Here is a 20,591-nt window from a genome sequence, read left to right on the forward strand (position 1 = left end):
GTACATTGGGTCACACGAGAGGAGGGGCCATGATCACACCCAGCGATCCCCGCTACCACCCCCAGTGCGCCGCGCCCACCACCTGGGAGGCGGACGTTGTTCTCGCCGACGGGGCGGTGGCGATCCTGCGCCCGGTGCGCGCCGGCGACGCGCCCGCCATGGTGGAGTTCTACGCCGGCGTGAGCGAGGAGTCGAAGTTCCTGCGCTTCTTCGGCACCCACCCGGAGCTCAACGACGAGGATTTGCGGCGCTGGCTCGCCATCGACCACGCCACCCGCGTCACCCTCGTCATCGAGGAAAAAGAACGCATCATCGGCACCGCCCGCTTCGAGCTGGTGCCGCAGCTGCTCCCCGCGAAGGTCGGCGACGTGAGTTTCCTCGTGCAGGACGCCCACCAGGGGCGCGGGGTGGCAAACATTTTGCTCGAGCACCTGGCGCACATCGGCCGCGAGCTGGGGGTGGAGCGCTTCTTCGCGGAGATGCTCACCCACAACCGCTCCATGGTGGCGGTGTTCCGGCGGGCCGGCTACGCGGTGGCCCCACAGCTGGAGGACGGGTTCATTGTGGTCGATTTCCCCATCGACCCGACCGCAGCCTCCCGGGACGTGATGCTGCAGCGGGAGCACCGCTCGGAGGCGGCGGCGATTCGCCGCATGCTGCACCCCCGCAGCGTGGCTGTCGTCGGCCGGGTGGACACCATGGAGGGCATCATTGCCTCCGTGGTAGGCGGCGGCTACCAGGGCACCCTGCGGATGATCACCTGCACCCGAAACACCGCAGCTGAAGCCCTCGACAGCATCGCCGAGGACGTCGACCTGGTGGTGGTGCAGTACGAGCCCGACACCCTCGGCGACGTGCTGGCGGCCACGGCCCGGAAAAACGCCCACGGGGTGGTGGTGTTGGCGCGCGGCCAAAACCCCATCCTCGATGCGCGGGCGGCGCGCGAGTTCGTCGCCCACGCCCGCGCCCACGGGGTCCGCGCCCTGGGGCCCGCCTCCCTCGGCATGCTCACCACCGACCCCGCGGTGCGGCTCAACGCGACGGCGGCGCCGATGCCGCGGGCGGGCGCGGTGGGCCTGTTCACCCAGTCGGCGGGGGTGGCGACGCTGGCGCTGGCGCGGGCCACGACCCGCCAGGTGGGCGTGTCGAACTTCATCGCGACGGGTGCGTTCGCCGACGTCACCGCGAACGATGTCATCCAGTTCTGGTTCGACGACGCGCACACGCGGATTTGTTTGTTATCGCTCGATGCGATTGGGAACCCGCGGAAGTTTTTCCGGGTGTTGCGCCGCCTCGCGCTGGAGAAGCACGTGGTGATTTTCACGCCCTCGCGGGCATTGTCCTCGGCGCGGCGTTCCGAGCACCTCCCGGAGGCGACCCCGGGGGCGCTGGATGAGGTCATCGGGCAGGCGGGCGCGATGGTGGTGTCGCAGCGGGACACCATGTATGACGTGGCGACGATTCTGGCCCGCCAGCCGGTGCCGCGGGGGCCGCGGGTGGCGGTGGTGAGTAACTCGGCGGGGCTCAACGAGCAGATGGTGGCCGCGGGCCTGCGCTTCGGGCTGGAACCCCAGGCCACCACCATTGGTGGGGACCCGGCGGCGGGGGTGCTGCGGGCGGCAGAAGAGCAGCTGCGCGGTGAGGTGGATGCGGTCGTGGCGGCCATTGTGGAGATCTCCGAGCCGGTCTTCGAGGAGGTCTACGCCGGGCTCAGCCTGCTCGCGGAGACCTCCCCCATCCCGCTCATCGGGGTGTTCGTGGGGTTCCGCAGCCCACCCCAGCCGGACATCACGGTCCCGGAGGGGCCGGGACAACTGCCCGTGTTCGAGGCCTACGCCGAACCCCTGGAGGCGTTGAGCCTCATCGTCGCCAACGAACGCCGCCGCGCCGCCGCCCGCCCCCACCCGGACGACACGGTCCTCGCCGGCGACCGGGCGGCCGCCCGCGCACTCATCGCCGAGACCTGCGGCTGGCTCGACGACCACACGGTGGTCGAACTGCTCGCCACCTACGGCATCACGGTCGTGCCCTGGCAGCCGGTCGGCACCCTCGACGAGGCTGTCGACGCAGCCTCCGCCTACGGCTGGGATGTCGTGCTCAAAGCGACGAGCCCCGTGGTGCGGGGCCGCCCGGAACTCGCCACCATCGCCCGCGGCATTCGCGACCGGGAGGCCATGGCGACAGCGTGGCGGCACATGGGGCGCATCGCCGCCGACATTGCCGACACGGGCACCGCCGGCCTGGGGCTGACGGTGCAGCCGGAAGTACCGGCGGGCAGTTCGTGGACGCTGCGCGCCATCGAGGACCCGGTGCTGGGCCCCATGATCAGCGTGGGCGGCGCCGGGTTGGCCTCCGACCTGCTGGGGGACACCGCGTGGCGGGTGCCGCCGCTGCGGCCGCAGGACGCCCGCAGCATGCTGCTTGGGCTGCGTGCCGCGCCGCTGCTCACCGGCTACCGGGGCACCCGCCCCGCCGACATTGACGGCCTCGTCGACGTCCTGCAGCGGCTCGCCGCCCTCAAAGACGACCACCCCAGCATCGTGGAGGTCGAACTCACCCCCGTCATCGCGGCCGCCGCCACCACCAGTGTGGTCGGCGCCCGGGTGCGGGTGGCACCCCTGCCGGAGGAACGCGACCCGCTAGCCCGCAACCTGGAGACACCATGAGGCACTACACCCCGATGGGGCAGCAGCCGCCCGCCCGGCCGCTGCTCGTCTACTCCGAGGACCTCACCGGCTACTCCTACGGCCCGCACCACCCCATGGGGCCGGACCGGGTGCGCCTCACCGTGGAGCTGGCCGACTACTTCCACCTGCTCGACCTGGTGGAGGTCGCGGCCCCCGATCCGCTGCCGGAGGACCTGCTGGCCCGCGTCCACGACCCCGAGTACCTCGCCGCCCTCGACTCCGGTGCCGCCCACCCCGAGTTCGGCATCGGCACCGAGGACCACCCCGTCGTGCCGGGGCTGGCGGCCCACGCCCGCGCCGTCGCCGCCGGCACCCTCCACGCCACCCGCGCCGTGTGGGAGGGCACCCACCCGCGGGCGCTGAACATCAGCGGGGGTTTGCACCATGCGGGCCGCCGCACCCAGGCGGGGTTCTGCATGCTCAACGACGCGGCCGTGGCCATCGAATGGCTGCTGCAGCAGGGGGCGACGCGGGTGGCGTACCTCGACCTGGACGCCCACCACGGCGACGGGGTGGAGCAGCTGTTCTGGGACGACCCGCGGGTGCTGACGATCAGCGTGCACGAATCGGGGTTGTTCCTGTTCCCCGGCACCGGTTTCGGCCACGAGATCGGTGGGCCGCACGCCGCCGGCACGGCCGTCAACGTGGCGTTGGAGCCCGCCACGGGCGACATGGAGTGGCTGCAGGCGGTGCACGCCATCGTGCCGCCGCTGCTGCAGAAGTTCCGCCCGCAGATCCTCATCAGCCAGCACGGTGCCGACGGACACGCATCGGACCCGCTCACCCACCTGGAATTGTCGGTCGACGCGATGGGCAAAAGCTACCGCAGCGTGGCCCGCTGGGCGGAGCGTTTCGCCGGGGGCCGCTGGGTGGCGCTCGGCGGGGGCGGCTACCAGCGGGACGCGGTGGCGCGGACCTGGGTGCACGTCCTCGCCGCGGTGGCGGGCGTGAAACTCGACGGGCAGGCGCCCATGCCCGCCGACTGGGAGGCGCGCGCCCGGGTGGCGGCCTCGCCGACCCTGGGGGATGCGGGGGCGGCGCAACGACTGCAGGAGTATCACCCGGAGCGTGTGCTCAGTGATACTCCTGCAGGGCCGGTGGTGGCGACCTCCCGGCACGTGTTCCCCTACTGGGGGCTGGTGCCCTACCGGGGCTAGCGGGGCGGCATCCGCAGCGCCCCGTCGAGGCGGATCGTTTCCCCGTTGAGGTAGGAGTTGCCCGCGAGCATGAGCACCAGCTGGGCGTACTCGGCAGGGGCCGCCATGCGCGCCGGGAACGGCACGAGCTTTTCCAAGGTCTCCCGGAACTCGGGCGTGATGCCCGCCATCATGGGGGTGGCGACGATGCCGGGGGCGATGGTGCACACCCGCACCCCCTGGGAGGCGAGATCCCGCGCGGCACTAATCGTCAGCGCCTGCACGCCGCCCTTGCTGGCCGCGTAGGCGGCCTGCCCGACCTGGCCCTCGAAGGCGGCGACGGAGGCAGTCGTGACGATGAGGCCGCGCTGCCCGTCGGCGTCGACGGGGTCCTGGGCGGCCATCTGGGCGGCCGCACTCGTGAGCAGGTGGAAGGTGCCGGTCAGGTTCACGGCAATGGTGGTGGCGAACAAGCCCGGGTCGTGGGGGCCTGCGCGGCCCACGATCCGCTGCGAGGGGCAAATCCCAGCGCAGGCGACCGCCAGCCGCAGCGGGGCGGCCGCCGCAGCCTGGGCGACGGCGGCCTCCACCGCCGCCGGGTCCGTCACATCGCACGCCACATAGGTGACCTGGGGGATAGGGGATGCAAGCGACTCGATGGCGGACGGCAGGTCGCAGGCGAACACCGTGACCCCCGCCTCGGCGAGCGCCTGGGCGGTGGCCGCCCCCAGCCCCGAAGCGCCACCGGTGACAACAGCAGAACAGACAGAATCAATGAGCATGAGGTCCTCCTAGACGAATGCGGACTGGCCGGTGATGGCGCGGCCCACGATGAGCGAATTGATTTCGTAGGTGCCCTCGTAGGTGTAGAGGATCTCCACGTCGTTAAACAGCTTCGACAGCTCGAACTCGGTGACGATGCCGTTGCCGCCACCCAGGCCCCGGGCCAGCCCCGCGGACTCCCGCGCCAGCCGGGTCGCCGTCGCCTTCGCCAGTGCCGCGTGCGGCATGTCGAACTGGCCGTGCTCCTGCAGCCACGCCACCTGCGCGAGCATCGCCAGCGAGGCCGCCGCGTTGCCGCAGATCCGGGACAGCTGCTCCTGCACCAGCTGGAACTTCGCCAGCTTCTTGCCGAACTGCTCCCGGCTCAGCGTGTAGTCGCGCGCCCGGTCGAGGATGCCCAACTGCACGCCCGCGCCCTGCCAGCCGACCCAGGCGCGCGAGTTCCGCAGCATCACGTTCGTGCCGGCGAAGGTCTGCGCGCCGGGCAGCAGGGCCGAGGCGGGGATGTGCACGTTGTCGAAGGTGATGTCGGCGTTCTGCATGATGCGCAGGCCCATCTTGTTGCAGATTTTCGTGGCGGTGACCCCGGGGCGGTCCATCTCCACGAGGAAGCCTTTGACCTCGCCGTCGCGGGTGTCGCGGGCGAAGACGACGGCGAAGTCGGCGAAGGTGCCGCCGCCGATCCAGCGCTTGGCGCCGTTGATGACCCAGCCGTCGGCGGTGGCCTCCGCGGTGGTGGCCAGGCCGCCGGCGATATCGGAGCCGTGGTCCGGTTCCGTCAGGGCGAAGCAGCCGACCTTCTTGAACGTCTTGAGGTCCTCGAGCCAGGTGGCCTTGTGCTCCTCGGAGCCGAGGTACTCGATGGCGCCGACGATGAGCTCGTTGTGGATGCCGACGAGCGCCGACAGGGACACGTCGGCCCGGGTGACCTCGGCGTAGAGCAGGCCCTTGAGGAGGCGGGAGTGGCCACCGAGCTCAATGTTGCCGAGCCCGTACTCGGCGAGCTTCGGCAGCAACTCGAAGGGGAACTCCTCCCGGTCCCAGTAGGGGCCCACCACGGGGCGGATCTCCTCCTGGAGGAAGCGGTGCACCCGCTCCAGGTGGGCGCGCTCGGAGGCGTCCAGCTGGTCGGCGACCTTGAGGAGGTCGGCGTCCGGGAAGTGCACGCGGTCGAGGAGGGAGGGGGTCAAGGGGGCAGAGCTCATGGCAACTCCTTGGAAGACAGGTGAAAGTGACAGGGGGGAATCGGTGAGCGCTAGTGTAGCCACGGCGCGCCGCGCATGTGGCGGGATGCGGAATGGGTGCACCCAGTGGCCACCCCCACAGTCTTGCAAAGGGTGTGCCCCACATCGCAGTGTCTCGCGGGAGAAAATCTCCTGGTCGAATCGGGTGATGGATATGTGCCTGAACTGCCGTTTTATGGGCGCATGGTGGTGTGGTGCCCGGTCGTGCATGGGCATGTGAAGTGGGGTGGGTGTGAGCCGTTGCAAGATTTGCTGCCGGGGGTGGGTGGGGCGTGTCCGGGGGTGGTTCCACTGCGCGATGTGCGCCGCGCCACTACACTCGCCGGTGTGGGTCACACTGCACTGCTGGCGGCGTGTACCCCCTAAACAAACATCTGACCTTTGTTGCGGTGTGGGTTTTCGCCCGACGTGACGGAAAGAGAGCACAAGCCTGTGAGCACCAACCCAACCACCCAGGCCTACAAGGCCGCCCGCGACCTGCTCCTCGAACTTCGGGAGGACTACCCGGCCGCCCGGGAGCAGTTCACCTGGCCCCGCTTCGAGGAATTCAACTTCGCCCTCGACTGGTTCGACTACCTCGGCACCGACCCCGAGACGAAGGACCGGGAGGCGCTCGTCATCTGCGATATGGACGGCACGGAAACCCGCCGCACCTTCGCCGAGATGACCGCCCGCTCCAACCAGCTGGCGAACTGGTTCACCACCCTCGGCATGCAGCGCGGCGACCGCGTCATGCTCATGCTCAACAACCAGGTGGAGCTGTGGGAGACGATGCTCGCCTGCATCAAGGGCGGCTTCGTCCTCAACCCCGCGACCGCGATGCTGGGGCCCGCGGATCTGGCCGACCGCACGGAGCGCGCCGAGATCAGCTGGGTCGTCGCCAACCCGGACGATGCCGCCAAGTTCGGGGCGGTCCCGGGTGACTTCACCGTCATTCAGTGCGGCGACGAGGCCCCCGCCCAGCAGACGCACCTGACGATCCAGTACGCGGAAAGCTACGCGGAGCCCACCACCTACATTCCCACCCAGCCGACGCGCGCCGACGAGACGCTGCTGTTGTACTTCACCTCCGGCACCACGTCGAAAGCCAAGCTCGTGGAGCACACCCACACCTCCTACCCCGTCGGCCACCTGTCGACGATGTACTGGATCGGGTTGGAGCCCGGCGACGTGCACTTGAACGTCGCCGCCCCGGGCTGGGCGAAGCACGCGTGGTCGAACTTCTTCGCCCCCTGGATCGCGGGCGCCACGATCTTCCTGTACAACTACGCCCGCTTCGACGCCGCCGCCCTCATGGACACCATGGCGAAGGAGGGCGTGACTTCCTTCTGCGCGCCGCCGACGGTGTGGCGCATGCTCGTCCAGGCGGACCTCAGCCGCCTGGCGACCCCGCCGAAGAAGGTCGTCGCCGCCGGCGAGCCGCTCAACCCCGAGCTCATCGCCACGGTGGAACGCGCCTGGAACACCACGATCCGCGACGGGTTCGGGCAGACCGAGTCGAGCGTGCAGATCGCGAACTCGCCCGGGCAGGCCATCAAGCCCGGCTCCATGGGGCGCCCCCTGCCCGGCATGGACGTCGTCCTCATTGACCCCGCCACCGACGAGATCGGCGACCACGGGGAAATCTGCCTCGCCCTCGACCCCCGCCCCGTGGGGCTCACCCCCGGCTACTTCGGCGATGCGGCGAAGAACGCGGAAACCTTCCGCGACGGCTACTACCACACCGGCGACATCGCGGAGCGCGACGCCGATGGCTACCTCACCTACATTGGCCGCTCCGACGACGTGTTCAAGGCCTCCGACTACCGGCTGAGCCCCTTCGAACTCGAATCCGTCGTCATCGAGCACCCGGCCGTCGCCGAGGTCGCCGTCGTGCCCTCCCCGGACCCGGTGCGCCTGGCCGTGCCGAAGGCCTATGTGGCGCTCGCGCCCGGCTATGAGGAATCCCCGGAGGTCGCCGAAGCGATCCTCAAGCACTGCCGCGAGGGACTCGCCCCCTACAAGCGCATCCGCCGCCTGGAGTTCTTCGACCTGCCGAAGACCGTCTCCGGCAAGATCCGCCGCGTCGACCTGCGCAAGCGGGAGGACACCATCCACGCCGCCGACGGCGGAGCCTCCACCGTGGGCCGCGAGTACGCCGACAGCGACTTCGCGAGCCTGCGCGGCTAGAGAACCGCGAAGCCCCGCTCGGTCTGAGCGGGGCTTTCGTGCTGTTAGCGGTGTTCCCAGCGCCGTTGCAAGCCAATCCAGTAGGCGGCGGTGGTGCCGAAATGGTCGGCCAGCCGGAACGCCAAGTATTCGTTGACGTGCACATCGCCGTCGATGAAGGCGGTGAGCAGCTTCTCCGACAGGCCGGTCGCCCGGGCGAGGTCGGCGCAGGAGGTGCCGGAGGGGCGAAGGAACAACATCGACAGTATCGCCCCCGGGTGCCGAGGGATATCCACGGCCGTCATTCTACCGGTGGGTGAACTGCGGGTCTCGCTTGGTGACGAAGGCGTCCATGCCTTCCTTCTGATCCTGGGAGGCGAACCCCGAGTGGAACACCCGCCGCTCGAAGAGCACCCCCTGGGCGAGGGTCGTCTCAAAGGCGGCGTTGACGACCTCCTTGACCATGACGGCCGCGACCTTCGACTTCCCGGCGATCGTCTCCGCGGTCGCCAGCGCCTCCTCCAGCAGGTCCGCCGTCGGCACCACCCGGGCCACCAGGCCGGAGGCCTCCGCCTCCGCGGCACCCATCATCCGGCCCGTTAAGCACATTTCCATCGCCTTCGCTTTCCCCACCGCCCGGGTCAGCCGCTGCGAGCCGCCCATCCCGGGGATGACGCCGAGGTTGATTTCCGGCTGCCCGAACTTCGCATTCTCGGCGGCGATGATGAAGTCGCACATCATCGCCAACTCGCAGCCGCCGCCCAGCGCGTAGCCGGACACCGCGGCGATGATGGGGGTCTTCACCCGAGTGAAGTCCTCCCAGGGGGCGAAAAAGTTCGCCATGTACATCTCCGTCGCGCCCTGGGACGCCATCTCCTTAATATCGGCGCCCGCGGCGAATGCCTTCTCGCTGCCGGTGACGACGATGCAGCCGACCTCCGGATCCCCGTCGAGGGCGCGGGCGGCGGCCACCAGCTCCTCCATCGTCTGGCTGTTCAGCGCGTTGAGCGCCTGCGGCCGGTTGAGGGTCACGAGCGCGACGCGGCCGCGCCGCTCAACAACAATGGTCGTGTAGTCCATGGGGTTGCTCCTTATTTACAGTCCGAGGGGAGAAAAACGGGGGTCCTGGATGGGGCCGAACATGGCGGCCACCTCCTCCGGGTCCACCTGGTCGAAGCGCGCGGGCAGCCAGGTGGGGTTGCGGTCCTTGTCGACCAGCTGGGCGCGGACCCCTTCGCGGAAGTTGGGGTTGCGGTGCATGTTGAGACTCACCCGGAATTCCTGATTGAGGGCCTCCGCGAGGCTCAACCCCCGGGCGCGTTCCAGGGACTCCCACGCCACCGCCGCCGCCAGCGGGCAGGCCCGCCGAATCCGGCGCGCCGCATCCTGGGCGTCCTCCGTGCCGAGGGCGTCAAGGTTGTCGAGCACCTCCTCGACACTGTGGGCGTCGTAGGCCGCAGCAAGGCCCGCGAAATTGAGATTGCCTTTGCCCGGCTGGGCGAAGGTCTCAATGACGCCGACATCCCCGGTCGCGGCGAGCCGCTCCACGAGGTCGGGGAGAAGGTCCTCAGGCACAAAATAGTCCGCAAAGCCCGCCGCCAGCGCCGCCTCCGGGCCCACATGCGCCGCCGTCAACGCCAAGTGCCGGCCGAAGCCCTGCGGCGCCCGCGACAACAGGTAGGAGCCGCCCACATCGGGCACGAACCCGATACCGACCTCCGGCATGCCGATACGCGTCGAATCAGTGACCACCCGGTGGGAACCATGCGCGGAGACCCCAATCCCGCCGCCCAACACAATGCCCGTCATGAGCGCCAGATACGGCTTCGGGTAGCGCGCAATCGCCAGGTTGAGCTGGTACTCGGTACGCCAAAAATGCTCCCCGGCCGTCCCCTTCGCCAGCGCATCCTCGTACAGCATGACCACGTCACCGCCGGCGCACAAGGCCCGGTCGCCCGCGCCCTGCAGGATGACGACCCGCACCTGCGGGTCCTGGCGCCAGGCATCCAGTGCTGCGGTCATGAGGTCCACCATCTCCTGGGTGAGCGCATTGAGCGCCTCCGGGCGGTTGAGGGTGAGAATCCCGGCGCGGCCCCGCACCTCAGCAACAACGGGCGGGGCATGAGTCGTCGTACTCATCGTGTACTCCTTATGAATTGAATTTAGGTCTCCAGCAGCAGGGCCTCGCCCTGCCCACCGCCGCCGCACAGGCCCACCGCGGCGCGCCGGGCGTGGCCGGCGGCGATCTGGTGGGCGGCGTGGACGGCGAGCCGCGCCCCGGACGCGCCAATCGGGTGCCCGAGGGCAATGGCCCCGCCGTGCGGGTTGAGGACCTCCTCCCGGATGCCCAGGTCGCGGGCGGAATGGAGGGCCACATCGGCGAAGGCCTCGTTGATTTCCACCAGGTCGAGGCTGTCTGCCTCCCAGCCCTGCCGGCCGAGCGCCTGGGCGATGGCGTGGGCGGGCTGCGCCTGGAGGGAGCTGTCGGGACCGGCGACCTGGCCGACGGCCCGCAGGGTGGCCAGGATCGGCCAGCCCGCGGCGCGCGCCCGGGTGGTGAGGACGACGGCGGACGCGCCGTCGGAAATTTGGCTGGCGTGGGCGACGGTGAGCTGCCCGTCGGCGACGAACGCCGGCGACAGGCCTTTGATGTCGGCGAGGGTGAGGTGCGGGCGGATGCCCTCGTCGCGGGTGATGGTCTCCCCGCGGCTGGTGGTGATGGGGGCGACTTCCGCGTCGAAGACGCCCGCCTCCCAGGCGGCGGCTGCCCGCCGGTGGGAGGCCACCGCGAACTCGTTGCGTTCGGCGGCGGTGACGGGGAAGCGGTCGGCGTGGGACTCGGTGAGTTCCCCCATGGAGATCCCCAGCTTCGCGCACGTCAGCCCGTCGGATTCCATATGGTCGCGGGCCGTCCACGCGCCGTAGCGCTGGCCGGTGCGGGAGTGGGGGAGAAGGTGCGGGGCGTTCGACATGGATTCCATGCCGCCGGCGACCACGATGTCGGCCTCGCCGGCGCGCAGCAGGCGGGCGGCGTCGATGATGGCCGTGAGCCCCGACAGGCACACCTTGTTCACGGTGCTGGTGTGGGCGCGCTGCGGCAGGCCTGCGGCGAGTGCGGCTTGTTTGGTGGGGTTTTGGCCCACGCCGGCCTGGAGGACCTGGCCGAAGATGACGGCGTCGACGGCTTCCGGGGGGATGTCGCCGAGGGCGGCGGCGATGGCGTGCGCGCCGAGCTGGGGCGCGCTCATGTGCGCGAGGCCGCCCTGGAAGCGGCCGGTGGGGGTGCGGGCGGCACCGATGATGACGATGTCGTGTGCAGATGTCACGGGAGCCTCACAAGGGGTCACAACAGGGCATGGTGTGTGCCATGCTACAGAGGCCTAGTGACCGCCGCCACGATATGGGGGAATTTTTTCCCAGGCCACACCCGGGTGGGGGTGAATGTCATTCACGCGGTAGGGTGCGGGGCAGCGCACCCGACGTGAGGAGAATCCCCATGGCCACCGCCACCCAGGCCCGGCGCTCCCTGGGCATCGCCGCTCTTGGCACCATCATCGAATGGTTCGACTACTCCCTGTTCTTCTACCTCGCCGGCGCCCTGGCCGCGACGTTCTACCCGGGCCGCGATGATTCCCTGCTGCTGGTGCTCGCGACCGGCGCCATCGGCTTCGTCTTCCGCCCTCTGGGGGCCGTCGTCTTCGGCCACATTGGAGACACCCGGGGTCGCGCGACCGCGCTCGTCGCCTCCGCCGGGCTCATGGCGGTGGCGATGGCCGGCATCGCCGCCATGCCCGCGGGCACCTGGGGCGGGGTGGGGGTGCTGTGCTTGCGGGCGCTCGCGGGGTTCTCCGTCGGGGCGGAATACACCGGCATCATGGTCTACCTCATGGAAAACGCCCGCCCGCACCGCCGCGGCTTCGTCGCCAGCTGGGCGGCCGCCGGTAGTGAAGTCGGTGCCCTGCTCGCCGTCGGCAGCGCCGCCCTCGTCGGCGTCGTCCTCGGGGAGGAGGGGCTCTACGCCTGGGGGTGGCGGCTGCCGTTTGTTGTCGGCGCGGTGCTGGCGGCGGCGATGATTCCGCTCCGGCGCTGGCTGGTGGACACGCCCCCGCCGGCGGCGGGGGAGAACCCCCTGTCCGCGGCGCTGCGCACCCAACGCCGCGCCATCGCGGTGAGTTTCCTTATCTCCACCGTCGGCTCCGCCACCTACTTCCTCACCATCACCTACATCCCCACCTTCATGGAGTCCACCGGCATGGCCGGCGGGCGCGCCGCGCTGAGCTACGGGGTCGCGGCCGCCGTCGCGGCGATCCTCGTCACCCCCGCCGTGGGGTGGGTCTCCGACCGGGTGGGCCGCCGGGCGGCCTTCGCGGCGCTGCTCGCGGCGGTCGTCATCGTCGTGGTGCCGGGCTACTGGCTGCTCGGGGTCGCCGCCCTGCCCGCGGTCGTGCTGCTGGCGGTGCCGGCCGCCGGGTGGAGTGCCGTGGCTGCGGCCGCCGTGCCGGAACAGTTCTCTGCCTTCGGCCGCTACTCCGGCATGGCGCTCGGCTACAATCTCGCCACCGTCATCTTCGGTGGGCTCACCCCGCCGGTCGTGGAATGGCTCGTGCACGCCACCGGCAATCACCTCATGCCCGCCTACTATGCGGGCGGCATCGCGGTGCTCGCAGGTATCCCGGCGCTGATGTATTACCGCACGAACACACCGCAACCTGTGGGGCGTGAGTAAACCACTGCAGCGCAAAAACTACCCCCGTCGCCGCCCCCATTTGGGTTGTCCCAGCGTACGGGGCTACAACTAGGGGCGAAAAAAGTCCACCCGCGCCCACTGGGAGCCACCTCACAACCGGTGGGAGGGTGCGCAGCTGTCGTCCGCAGCGCACCCGCACTCCCAGTGCGGCGCGGAGCCCGAAGTAGTTGAAGGATGCCCGCTATGTCCTGCAAGACCCGCCTGGTCGCCCTGGCAACCGGCCTCGCCGTCGCCGCCACCGCCGTCGTCCCCGCTGAGGCCGCCGAGGCCCAGCAGTCCGGCTCGCTCACCGTCACGAACCAGACCTCCACCGATAAGGAAGGCTCCTCCGAGGGCTCCAGCGACAACGAGGCGCTCATCATCGGCGGCGTCGTCACCGTGGCCGCCCTGGGTGCCGCGGGCGTGGCCGCCCACAACTTCCTGCAGGATGTGGCCGCCGGCCGCGTGCCGAACCCGCTGCCCGGCATCATCCCCGGCCCGGCTCCTGCACCGGCACCGGCTCCCGCTCCGGCACCGGCTCCGGCACCGGCACCTGCGCCTGCTCCGGCACCTGCGCCTGCTCCGGCGGCAGCCCCCGCCCCGGCTCCGGCCCCGCGTGCGGCTGCCGCGCCGGCCCGCCGCGTGCCCCCGGCAGGTGCGTCCTACCGCTCGTGCGCTGCGATGCGTGCCGACGGCTACGGCCCCGTCTACCGCGGCGAGCCCGGCTACAGCGCCCGCCTCGACCGCGACAAGGACGGCGTGGCCTGCGAATAAGCCCACATACGCTCACACCCCACAGCGCCTGGCGCTGTGGGGTGTGTGTTTGTGCGGTGTTAGAAGCGGGGCATGAGGCCCAGCCAGGACAGGACCGCCACGATGAGGGTGACGACGACCATGACGGCCTGCATGGACTTCATCCCCTTGTAGGAAGACAGGTCCACCCCCTGGGTGTCGGTGTGCTGGGTGGTGGAGTTCGCCGCGTCGGTGGTGTCCTTCGCGGGCGTGGTGGTGTCCGGCTTCGCCGGGGTGACCTGCGTCGTGGTGGTGCGGCAGGCGGGCAGGGCGGCGGCGAATGCGCCCGGGCCTGCGGCCTTGGCGTAGGCGGCACCCGTCGTCGCGACCGCGACGTCGGCGCCGGCGAAGGCGGGCGCGAACAGGGCGGAGTGCTTCGGTGCGAAAGTGCCGAAGGGGGTGGCGGCCGCGGCGGCGGCCTCCGGCTGGAGGCCGGCCAGGCGGGCCACCTCAGCGTCGGTGTCCTCCTTCGGGTTGGCCAGGTAGCCGTGGAAGGTGGACTGCAGGGAGTCGAGCACCTGCTTCGCCAGGGCTTCGCCGGTGGCGAGCACGTTGGCGATCTCGTCCTCGGTCGCGCCCTGCGCGGCCAGGCCCGTGCGCAGCTGGGTGGCCAGTGCCTCCACGCGGGTCTTCTCTGCGGCGCTGAGGTCCTTGCTGTAGGTGGCGCGCCGGTGCAGCGGGAAGTACTCGGCGTAGGCCGTGCCCAGGTCGCCCGTCAGGGTGGCGGTGATGGCGTTCTCCGACTGGGTGCGCAGCGCGACGTAGAGGTCCTGGTAGGCCTTCGTGGCCGCCGCATCCGGGGTGAATTCGCAGGTCTTGGCGGTGGTGGGGGCGGTGGTGTAGCCGGCGTGGGCCGGGGCAGCGCCGGTAGCGATGAGCCCGGCCGCCAGGGTGGCGGCGCCGAGGGCGCGGAGGGAGCGGTGCATGAGAGTCTCCTCGAATTTCAGTGTTTTCTCAGGCTGGGTGTGTGTTCAGCATAGCCGCCCACGCCGCCCACGCCTGGTCGATGGTGCGGTGGGCGTCTGCGGGCGCGGTGGAGGGGAGTTTGCCCTCGAGGGTGAGGGTGGTGATCCCGTGGGCAAAGGACCAGATGGCCGACATGGCGGCGGGCGCGTCTGCGGGCGCGATGCCGGCGGCGGCGACCAGGTCCAGGCAGGTGGTGGTGATGCTGTCGACGGCGGCGACGCGGTCCGGGGAGGTGGGGTCGCAGTCGGTGGTGAACATCAGGTGGAAGGTCGCCGGGTGCGCGAGCGCGAAGTCGAGGTAGGTGTGCGCGACGCGCACGAGGTCGCCGGGGGTGTGGATGTCGAGGTCGGCGAGCTGGCCGTCGAGTGCGGCGAAGCCCTGGGCGGCGAGCGCCGATTCGAGGGCGTGTTTGTCGCGGAAGTGCCGGTAGGTGGCGGCGGGGGAGACGCCGGCGGCAGCGGCGAGTTTGCGCAGCGAGAGAGGCTCGCCGGCGGCGAGGGCCTCGGCCGCGAGGGTGAGGAGGGTTTGTTTGAGGTCGCCGTGATGATACGCCAATGTTGACACCGTTCACTTTTCTCGTCTAGGGTGCGATGTAAACAACGTTAACATCTTTGTTGGAGGTTTCCCCCATGTCCCTGTTCACCCCACTCGCCCTCCCCCGCGGCGTCGAACTGCCCAACCGCATCGTCAAAGCCGCCATGGAAGAATCCCTCGGCACCGACGAGCACGTCCCCGGCGAGGACGTCTTCCGCCTCTACGACACCTGGGCCGCCGGCGGCGCCGGCACCCTCATCACCGGCAACGTCATGGTCCACGACGCCGCCCTCACCGGGCCCCGCGCCATGGTCCTCGACGCCGCGCAACCCCTCGGCCCTTACGCCCGCTGGGCGGAGACCGCCCACCGGCACGGGGCGCGCATCATCATGCAGCTCAACCACCCGGGCCGGCAGATCCCCCAAGGCCAACCCGGCGTCGTGTGGGGCCCGTCGGACCTGCGCGTCGACATCGGCAGCAGCCGCGTCACCTTCGCCCAGCCCGTCACCATGACTCCTGCCCAGATCGACGCCACCATCGACCGCTTCGTCACCTCCGCCACCCTGGCGGCCCGCGCAGGCTTCGACGGCGTGGAAATCCACGCCGCCCACGGCTACCTGCTCAGCCAATTCCTCTCCCCGCGCGTCAACACCCGCACCGACAGCTACGGCGGCAGCCTCGCCAACCGCGCCCGCCTCCTGCTGGAGATCGTCCGCCGCGTCCGCGCCGCCGTCGCCGACGACTTCATCGTGGCCGTCAAACTCAACTCCGCCGACTTCCAAAAAGGCGGCTTCGACATTGACGACGCCCGCCAGGTGCTGCACTGGCTGGCGCCCGCCGGCGCGGACTTCGTAGAACTCTCCGGCGGCTCCTACGAATCGCCCGCCATGACCGGCAACGCCGCCGATGAGAAAACCCAGGCCCGCGAAGCCTACTTCCTCGACATGGCCACCACTCTCGTCGAGGACTCGCCCCTGCCGCTCATGGTCACCGGCGGCATCAACCGCGAACCGGTGGCCCGCCGCGTCCTCGACAGCGGCGTCGACCTCGTCGGCATCGGCACCGCCCTGTCCGCCGCCCCCGACCTGCCCGCCCGCTGGCGCGCAGGCGACGTCGACGCCACCCCGGACATCCCCACCACCTCCATCACCAACAAGGCGATCGCCTCCGCCGCCTCCATGGCGTGGGTGCGCCGCAACATGCGCCGCCTCGGGCGCGGCAAAGCCCCGCAGACCCACCTCGACCCGCGGGCCGCCCTCGCCGCCGACGTCCTCAGCACCCGCGGCGCGAACGCCACCTACGAACGCTGGCTCGCCGACCGCCACCAGACGGGCAACACCACCGTCCTCTTCGTCGTCACCGCCGCCACCCAGTGGACACTCGCCGACGGCACCGAGCACCCCACCGGCTACTGGGCCGAAGAACTCGCCGTCCCCCACGAGCTGTTCCGCCGCGCCGGCTGGACCATCCGCATCGCCACCCCCGGCGGCGTCGCCCCCACTCTCGACCGGCTCAGCCTCGGCATCTCCGGCGGGCTGCCCGCCACCCGCCGCCACGCCGAGGCCTACCTCGACAGCATCGCCTCCGAACTCGCCCACCCGGAAGTCCTCGAAGACCTCAGCGCAGACGACATCGCCGCAGTCGACCTGGTCTTCTACCCCGGCGGCCACGGCCCCATGGAAGACCTCGCCGTGAACGCCGCCTCCGGGCGGCTGCTCGCCCAGCGCGTCGCCGCCGAACAACCCGTTGCCCTGCTGTGCCACGCCCCCGCCGCGATCCTCGCCGCCGTCGACGACGACGGCCGCAACGTCTTCGCCGGCCGCCGCATGACCGGACTGTCCAACCGCGAAGAACGCATCAACCCCTTCGCCTGGAAAGCCACCTGGCTCCTCGAAGACGCCATGAAAGACGCCGGCGTCGACTACTCCAAGGGCCTGCCCGGCCGCCCCCACATCGTCGTCGATGGCGCCATCTACAGCGGCGAAAACCCCCAATCCAGCCGGGCACTCGCCACCCGCCTCATCGCGGACCTGGGGCACTCGCCGGCATAGCCTCCAACAACACCGTCGCCGCATGCCATCACCCGACGCTCATGCGATCTACGGCACGAGTGCAGTGGTGTTGCAGCAGCACACGCCCGCGCCCAGCTACCCCCACGGGTGTACTGGTTCGGGCACTGGCCAGGCTGCTGGCTATGCTTTGGGCGTGCACGTAGCCGCGTCCGATTGTCCTGCTGGTTTCGTGCCGGCACCGGGGGCAAGAGTGCCGGCACTGTAAGACACACCGCCGAAGACTTCACATTCTTTTCACGAGGGAGACACCGTGGCGCGAGTAGTCGTCAATGTCATGCCAAAGCAAGAGATTCTGGACCCGCAGGGCCAGGCCGTTCACCGCGCACTGGGGCGCATCGGGGTTACCGGTGTCGCGGACGTGCGCCAGGGGAAGCGTTTCGTGATCGACACGGACGTCGACCTGGCACCGGAGCAACTGGAAGAGATCGCGTCGAAGCTGCTGGCGAACACCGTCATCGAGGACTTCGAGATCGTCGTTGAGGAGGCCTAGATGGCGATCGGTGTGATCACCTTCCCGGGCACCCTGGACGATGTGGATGCGGCCCGCGCCGCCCGCATCGCCGGCCACGACGTCGTTGACCTGTGGCACGCGGACCCGGATTTGAAGGGGGTGGACGCGGTGGTGGTGCCCGGCGGGTTCTCCTACGGCGACTACCTGCGCAGCGGCGCGATTTCGGCGCTCGCGCCGGTGATGCGGTCGGTGGTGGATGCGGCGGCGAAAGGCATGCCGGTGCTGGGCATCTGCAACGGCTTCCAGATTTTGACGGAGGCTGGCCTGCTGCCGGGCGCGTTGACCCGCAACGAGGGGCTGCATTTCCACTGCGTGGACACCTACCTTGAGGTGGAGAACAACTCCACGGCGTGGACGAACCAGTTCGATGCTGGCCAGAAGATCCTCATCCCGGCGAAGCACGGGGAGGGCCGTTTCCAGGCGTCGGCGGAGACGATCAAGGAACTCGAGGGGGAGGGCCGTGTGGTGTTCCGCTACACGGACAATTTCAATGGGTCCGTCAACGCCATCGCGGGCGTGTGCAGCCCCAATGGGCGGGTGGTGGGGCTGATGCCGCACCCGGAGCACGCCGTGGAGGCGCTGACGGGTCCGAGTGTTGATGGGCTGGGACTGTTTGAGTCTGTGGCCACCGTTGTAAAGGAGCTGTCCCTGTGAGTGTGCACAACGATACGGTGGCCCACGCCCAGGCTACCCCGGACCTGGAGCAGCCGTACGCGTCCCTCGGTTTGAAGGATGACGAGTACGCCCGCATCAAGGAAATCCTGGGCCGCCGCCCCACCGACGCCGAGCTGGCGATGTACTCGGTGATGTGGTCGGAGCACTGCTCCTACAAGTCCTCCAAGACGCACCTGCGCTACTTCGGCGCCACCACCACCCCGGAGATGGCGTCGAAGATCCTCGCCGGCATCGGTGAGAACGCCGGCGTGGTGGACGTGGGCAACGGCCACGCGGTGACCTTCCGCGTGGAGAGCCACAACCACCCCTCCTACGTGGAACCGCACCAGGGTGCGGCGACCGGTGTCGGTGGCATTGTGCGCGACATCATGGCGATGGGTGCCCGCCCGATCGCGGTGATGGACCAGCTGCGTTTCGGCCCCGCCGACGCCCCCGACACCCAGCGCGTCTTGCCGGGTGTGGTCGACGGCATCGGTGGCTACGGTAACTGCCTCGGCTTGCCGAACATTGGCGGCGAGACCGTCTTCGACGAGTCCTACGCCGGCAACCCCCTGGTGAACGCGCTGTGTGTCGGCACCCTCAAGGTGGAGGACCTGAAGCTGGCGTTCGCCTCCGGGCGGGGCAACAAGGTCATGCTGTTCGGTTCCCGCACCGGCCTCGACGGCATCGGCGGTGTGAGCGTGCTCGCCTCCGACACGTTCGAGGAAGGCGCGGAACGGAAGCTGCCGGCCGTGCAGGTCGGCGACCCCTTCGCCGAGAAGGTCCTCATCGAATGCTGCCTCGACCTCTACGCCGCCGGCGTCGTCGTCGGCATCCAGGACCTGGGCGGCGCCGGCCTGTCGTGCGCCACCAGTGAGCTCGCCGCCTCCGGTGACGGTGGCATGAGCGTCAACCTGGACGCGGTGCCGCTGCGCGCCGACAACATGACCGCCGCCGAAATCCTCTCCTCCGAATCCCAGGAACGCATGTGCGCGGTCGTGGAACCCCACAACGTGGCGAAATTCCAAGAGATCTGCGCCCACTGGGATGTGCCCTGCGCAGAAATCGGCGAAGTCACCGACGGCAAGCACCTCGTCATCACCCACCACGGTGAGGTCGTCGTCGACGCCCCGGCGCACACCATCGCCAACGAAGGCCCCGAATACGACCGGCCCTACGCCCGCCCCGCCTGGCAGGACGAGGTGCAGCAGTACACCCCCGTCGACCGCCCCGCCGACCTGCGGCAGGCCGTGCTCGACATGGTGTCCTCCCCGGCGCTGTGCTCCCGGGCGTTCATCACCGAACAGTACGACCGCTACGTGCGCGGCAACACCGTGCAGGCGAAGGACGCGGACGCCGGTGTGCTGCGCATCGACGAGGAAACCGGCCGCGGCGTCGCCGTCAGCGCCGACTGCTCGGGCCGCTACACCTACCTCGACCCCAACATGGGTGCCCGTCTCGCTCTCGCCGAGGCGTACCGCAACGTCGCCGCCACCGGCGCGAAACCCATCGCGGTCACCAACTGCCTCAACTTCGGCTCCCCCGAAAACCCGGACGTGATGTGGCAGTTCAAGGAAGCCGTCCACGGCCTGGCCGACGGCTGCCACGAGCTCGGCATCCCCGTCTCGGGCGGCAACGTCAGCTTCTACAATCAGACCGGTGACGTGCCGATCCTGCCGACCCCCGTCGTCGGCGTCCTCGGCGTCATCGACGACGTCCACCACGCCATCGGCACCCGCGTCGCCGCCGGCCAGGACCTCATCCTCCTCGGCACGACCCGTGAGGAGTTCGGCGGCTCCATCTGGCAGCAGCTCTCCGGCGGCGGGCTCAACGGCCTGCCCCCGCAGGTCGACCTCGCCGACGAAGAACGCCTCGCCGCACTGCTCCACGCCCAGGCCGTCGACGGCGGCATCTTCGCCGCCGCCCACGACCTCTCCGAGGGCGGCCTCGCGCAGACCCTCGTCGAACTGGCCGTGTGCAACGGCGTCGGCCTTGACGTCGACGTCACCGCCGCGCACAGCGACCCTTTCGTCGCCCTGTTCAGCGAATCCGCCTCCCGCATCGTCGTCGCCGTCGACCCGGCGCACACGGCTGTGCTCAAGGAACTCGCCGACGCCGCCGGCATCCCTGCCGTCCGCCTCGGCCAGACCACCGCCACCGACACCGTCAACCTCGGGCCCGTGACCCTCGGCCTTGAGGAACTCGACACCGCGTGGCGCGGCACCCTGCCGAAGCTTTTCGGCCACGCCGTCGGCGCGAACTCCGTCGTCGAATAACCCGGCACACGCCCCCGTCGCAGCGCGCGGCGGGGGCTTTGTCGTGCCTGTGGACCAAGGTT

17 protein-coding genes are annotated in these 20,591 nt (G+C 70.1%); 9 read left to right on the top strand and 8 right to left on the bottom strand.

Annotation, left to right across the window (positions count from 1 at the left end):
• Positions 1-29: 29 nt before the first annotated feature.
• Entirely contained in the window at positions 30-2,666 is a 2,637-nt protein-coding gene (locus C1Y63_RS06940; protein WP_106015745.1) for a GNAT family N-acetyltransferase, read from the top strand.
• Complete coding sequence (locus C1Y63_RS06945) at positions 2,663-3,844, top strand: acetoin utilization protein AcuC (RefSeq protein ID WP_233195625.1); 1,182 nt, start codon at positions 2,663-2,665, stop codon at positions 3,842-3,844. Before C1Y63_RS06940 ends, C1Y63_RS06945 begins: the two co-directional genes overlap by 4 nt.
• On the opposite strand, the gene C1Y63_RS06950 is transcribed toward C1Y63_RS06945, so the two are convergent.
• Both C1Y63_RS06950 and C1Y63_RS06955 read right to left on the bottom strand, forming a co-directional pair.
• Complete coding sequence (locus C1Y63_RS06950; RefSeq protein WP_106015746.1) at positions 3,841-4,605, bottom strand: SDR family NAD(P)-dependent oxidoreductase; 765 nt, start codon at positions 4,603-4,605, stop codon at positions 3,841-3,843. The two genes, C1Y63_RS06945 and C1Y63_RS06950, sit on opposite strands and share 4 nt — an antisense overlap.
• A 9-nt stretch (positions 4,606-4,614) precedes the next feature.
• On the bottom strand, positions 4,615-5,811 hold the full coding sequence (locus C1Y63_RS06955; RefSeq protein WP_106015747.1) for an acyl-CoA dehydrogenase family protein: 1,197 nt from the start codon (positions 5,809-5,811) through the stop codon (positions 4,615-4,617).
• A gap of 471 nt (positions 5,812-6,282) precedes the next feature.
• Between C1Y63_RS06955 and C1Y63_RS06960 the strand changes: the two genes are divergently transcribed.
• Positions 6,283-8,019 (top strand): AMP-binding protein, encoded by a 1,737-nt coding sequence (locus C1Y63_RS06960; protein ID WP_106015748.1) that lies wholly within the window; start codon positions 6,283-6,285, stop codon positions 8,017-8,019.
• A 44-nt stretch (positions 8,020-8,063) separates the two neighbouring features.
• Here C1Y63_RS06960 and C1Y63_RS06965 read toward each other — a convergent pair whose 3' ends face one another.
• The 4 genes from C1Y63_RS06965 to C1Y63_RS06980 are packed head-to-tail and all read right to left on the bottom strand — an operon-like array spanning position 8,064 to position 11,324.
• Complete coding sequence (locus C1Y63_RS06965) at positions 8,064-8,294, bottom strand: addiction module antidote protein, HigA family (RefSeq protein ID WP_146128892.1); 231 nt, start codon at positions 8,292-8,294, stop codon at positions 8,064-8,066.
• A 10-nt stretch (positions 8,295-8,304) separates the two neighbouring features.
• Positions 8,305-9,078: an enoyl-CoA hydratase gene (locus tag C1Y63_RS06970; RefSeq protein WP_106015750.1), complete on the bottom strand. Its 774-nt coding sequence runs from the start codon at positions 9,076-9,078 to the stop codon at positions 8,305-8,307.
• Positions 9,079-9,093: 15 nt separating this feature from the next.
• Positions 9,094-10,137 carry an enoyl-CoA hydratase/isomerase family protein gene (locus C1Y63_RS06975; protein WP_106015751.1) on the bottom strand — a complete coding sequence of 348 codons (1,044 nt, stop codon included), beginning with the start codon at positions 10,135-10,137 and terminating at the stop codon, positions 9,094-9,096.
• Between the two features lie 23 nt (positions 10,138-10,160).
• A complete protein-coding gene (locus C1Y63_RS06980; protein WP_199189080.1) occupies positions 10,161-11,324 on the bottom strand; it encodes an acetyl-CoA C-acyltransferase in 1,164 nt (387 codons plus the stop codon).
• Positions 11,325-11,494: 170 nt separating this feature from the next.
• Here C1Y63_RS06980 and C1Y63_RS06985 point away from each other — a divergent pair, with 170 nt between their 5' ends.
• Together C1Y63_RS06985 and C1Y63_RS13235 are read left to right on the top strand one after the other, a co-directional pair.
• Positions 11,495-12,724 (top strand): MFS transporter, encoded by a 1,230-nt coding sequence (locus C1Y63_RS06985; protein WP_106015753.1) that lies wholly within the window; start codon positions 11,495-11,497, stop codon positions 12,722-12,724.
• A gap of 204 nt (positions 12,725-12,928) precedes the next feature.
• A complete protein-coding gene (locus C1Y63_RS13235) occupies positions 12,929-13,498 on the top strand; it encodes an excalibur calcium-binding domain-containing protein (protein ID WP_304481695.1) in 570 nt (189 codons plus the stop codon).
• A gap of 59 nt (positions 13,499-13,557) precedes the next feature.
• On the opposite strand, the gene C1Y63_RS06995 is transcribed toward C1Y63_RS13235, so the two are convergent.
• Entirely contained in the window at positions 13,558-14,442 is an 885-nt protein-coding gene (locus C1Y63_RS06995; RefSeq protein WP_106015755.1) for a hypothetical protein, read from the bottom strand.
• Positions 14,443-14,470: 28 nt separating this feature from the next.
• Positions 14,471-15,037: a TetR-like C-terminal domain-containing protein gene (locus C1Y63_RS07000; protein ID WP_158256112.1), complete on the bottom strand. Its 567-nt coding sequence runs from the start codon at positions 15,035-15,037 to the stop codon at positions 14,471-14,473.
• Positions 15,038-15,111: 74 nt separating this feature from the next.
• On the opposite strand from C1Y63_RS07000, the gene C1Y63_RS13305 reads away from it, so the two are divergent.
• The 4 genes from C1Y63_RS13305 (at position 15,112) to purL (ending at position 20,529) form a co-directional block, all read left to right on the top strand.
• Positions 15,112-17,067 carry a DJ-1/PfpI family protein gene (locus tag C1Y63_RS13305; protein ID WP_106015757.1) on the top strand — a complete coding sequence of 652 codons (1,956 nt, stop codon included), beginning with the start codon at positions 15,112-15,114 and terminating at the stop codon, positions 17,065-17,067.
• Between the two features lie 271 nt (positions 17,068-17,338).
• Positions 17,339-17,578, top strand: a complete 240-nt coding sequence (gene purS / locus C1Y63_RS07010) for a phosphoribosylformylglycinamidine synthase subunit PurS (protein ID WP_106015758.1) — start codon at positions 17,339-17,341, stop codon at positions 17,576-17,578.
• Positions 17,579-18,253, top strand: coding sequence for a phosphoribosylformylglycinamidine synthase subunit PurQ (purQ, locus tag C1Y63_RS07015; RefSeq protein ID WP_106015759.1), 675 nt, complete (start codon positions 17,579-17,581; stop codon positions 18,251-18,253).
• The gene (purL, locus tag C1Y63_RS07020; RefSeq protein ID WP_106015760.1) at positions 18,250-20,529 is read left to right on the top strand and encodes a phosphoribosylformylglycinamidine synthase subunit PurL; all 2,280 of its coding nucleotides are present in this window, start codon (positions 18,250-18,252) and stop codon (positions 20,527-20,529) included. Before purQ ends, purL begins: the two co-directional genes overlap by 4 nt.
• Positions 20,530-20,591 lie beyond the last annotated feature (62 nt).

It is taken from the genome of Corynebacterium sp. 13CS0277, assembly GCF_002994655.1.
In the GTDB taxonomy this organism is placed as follows: Bacteria; Actinomycetota; Actinomycetes; order Mycobacteriales; family Mycobacteriaceae; genus Corynebacterium.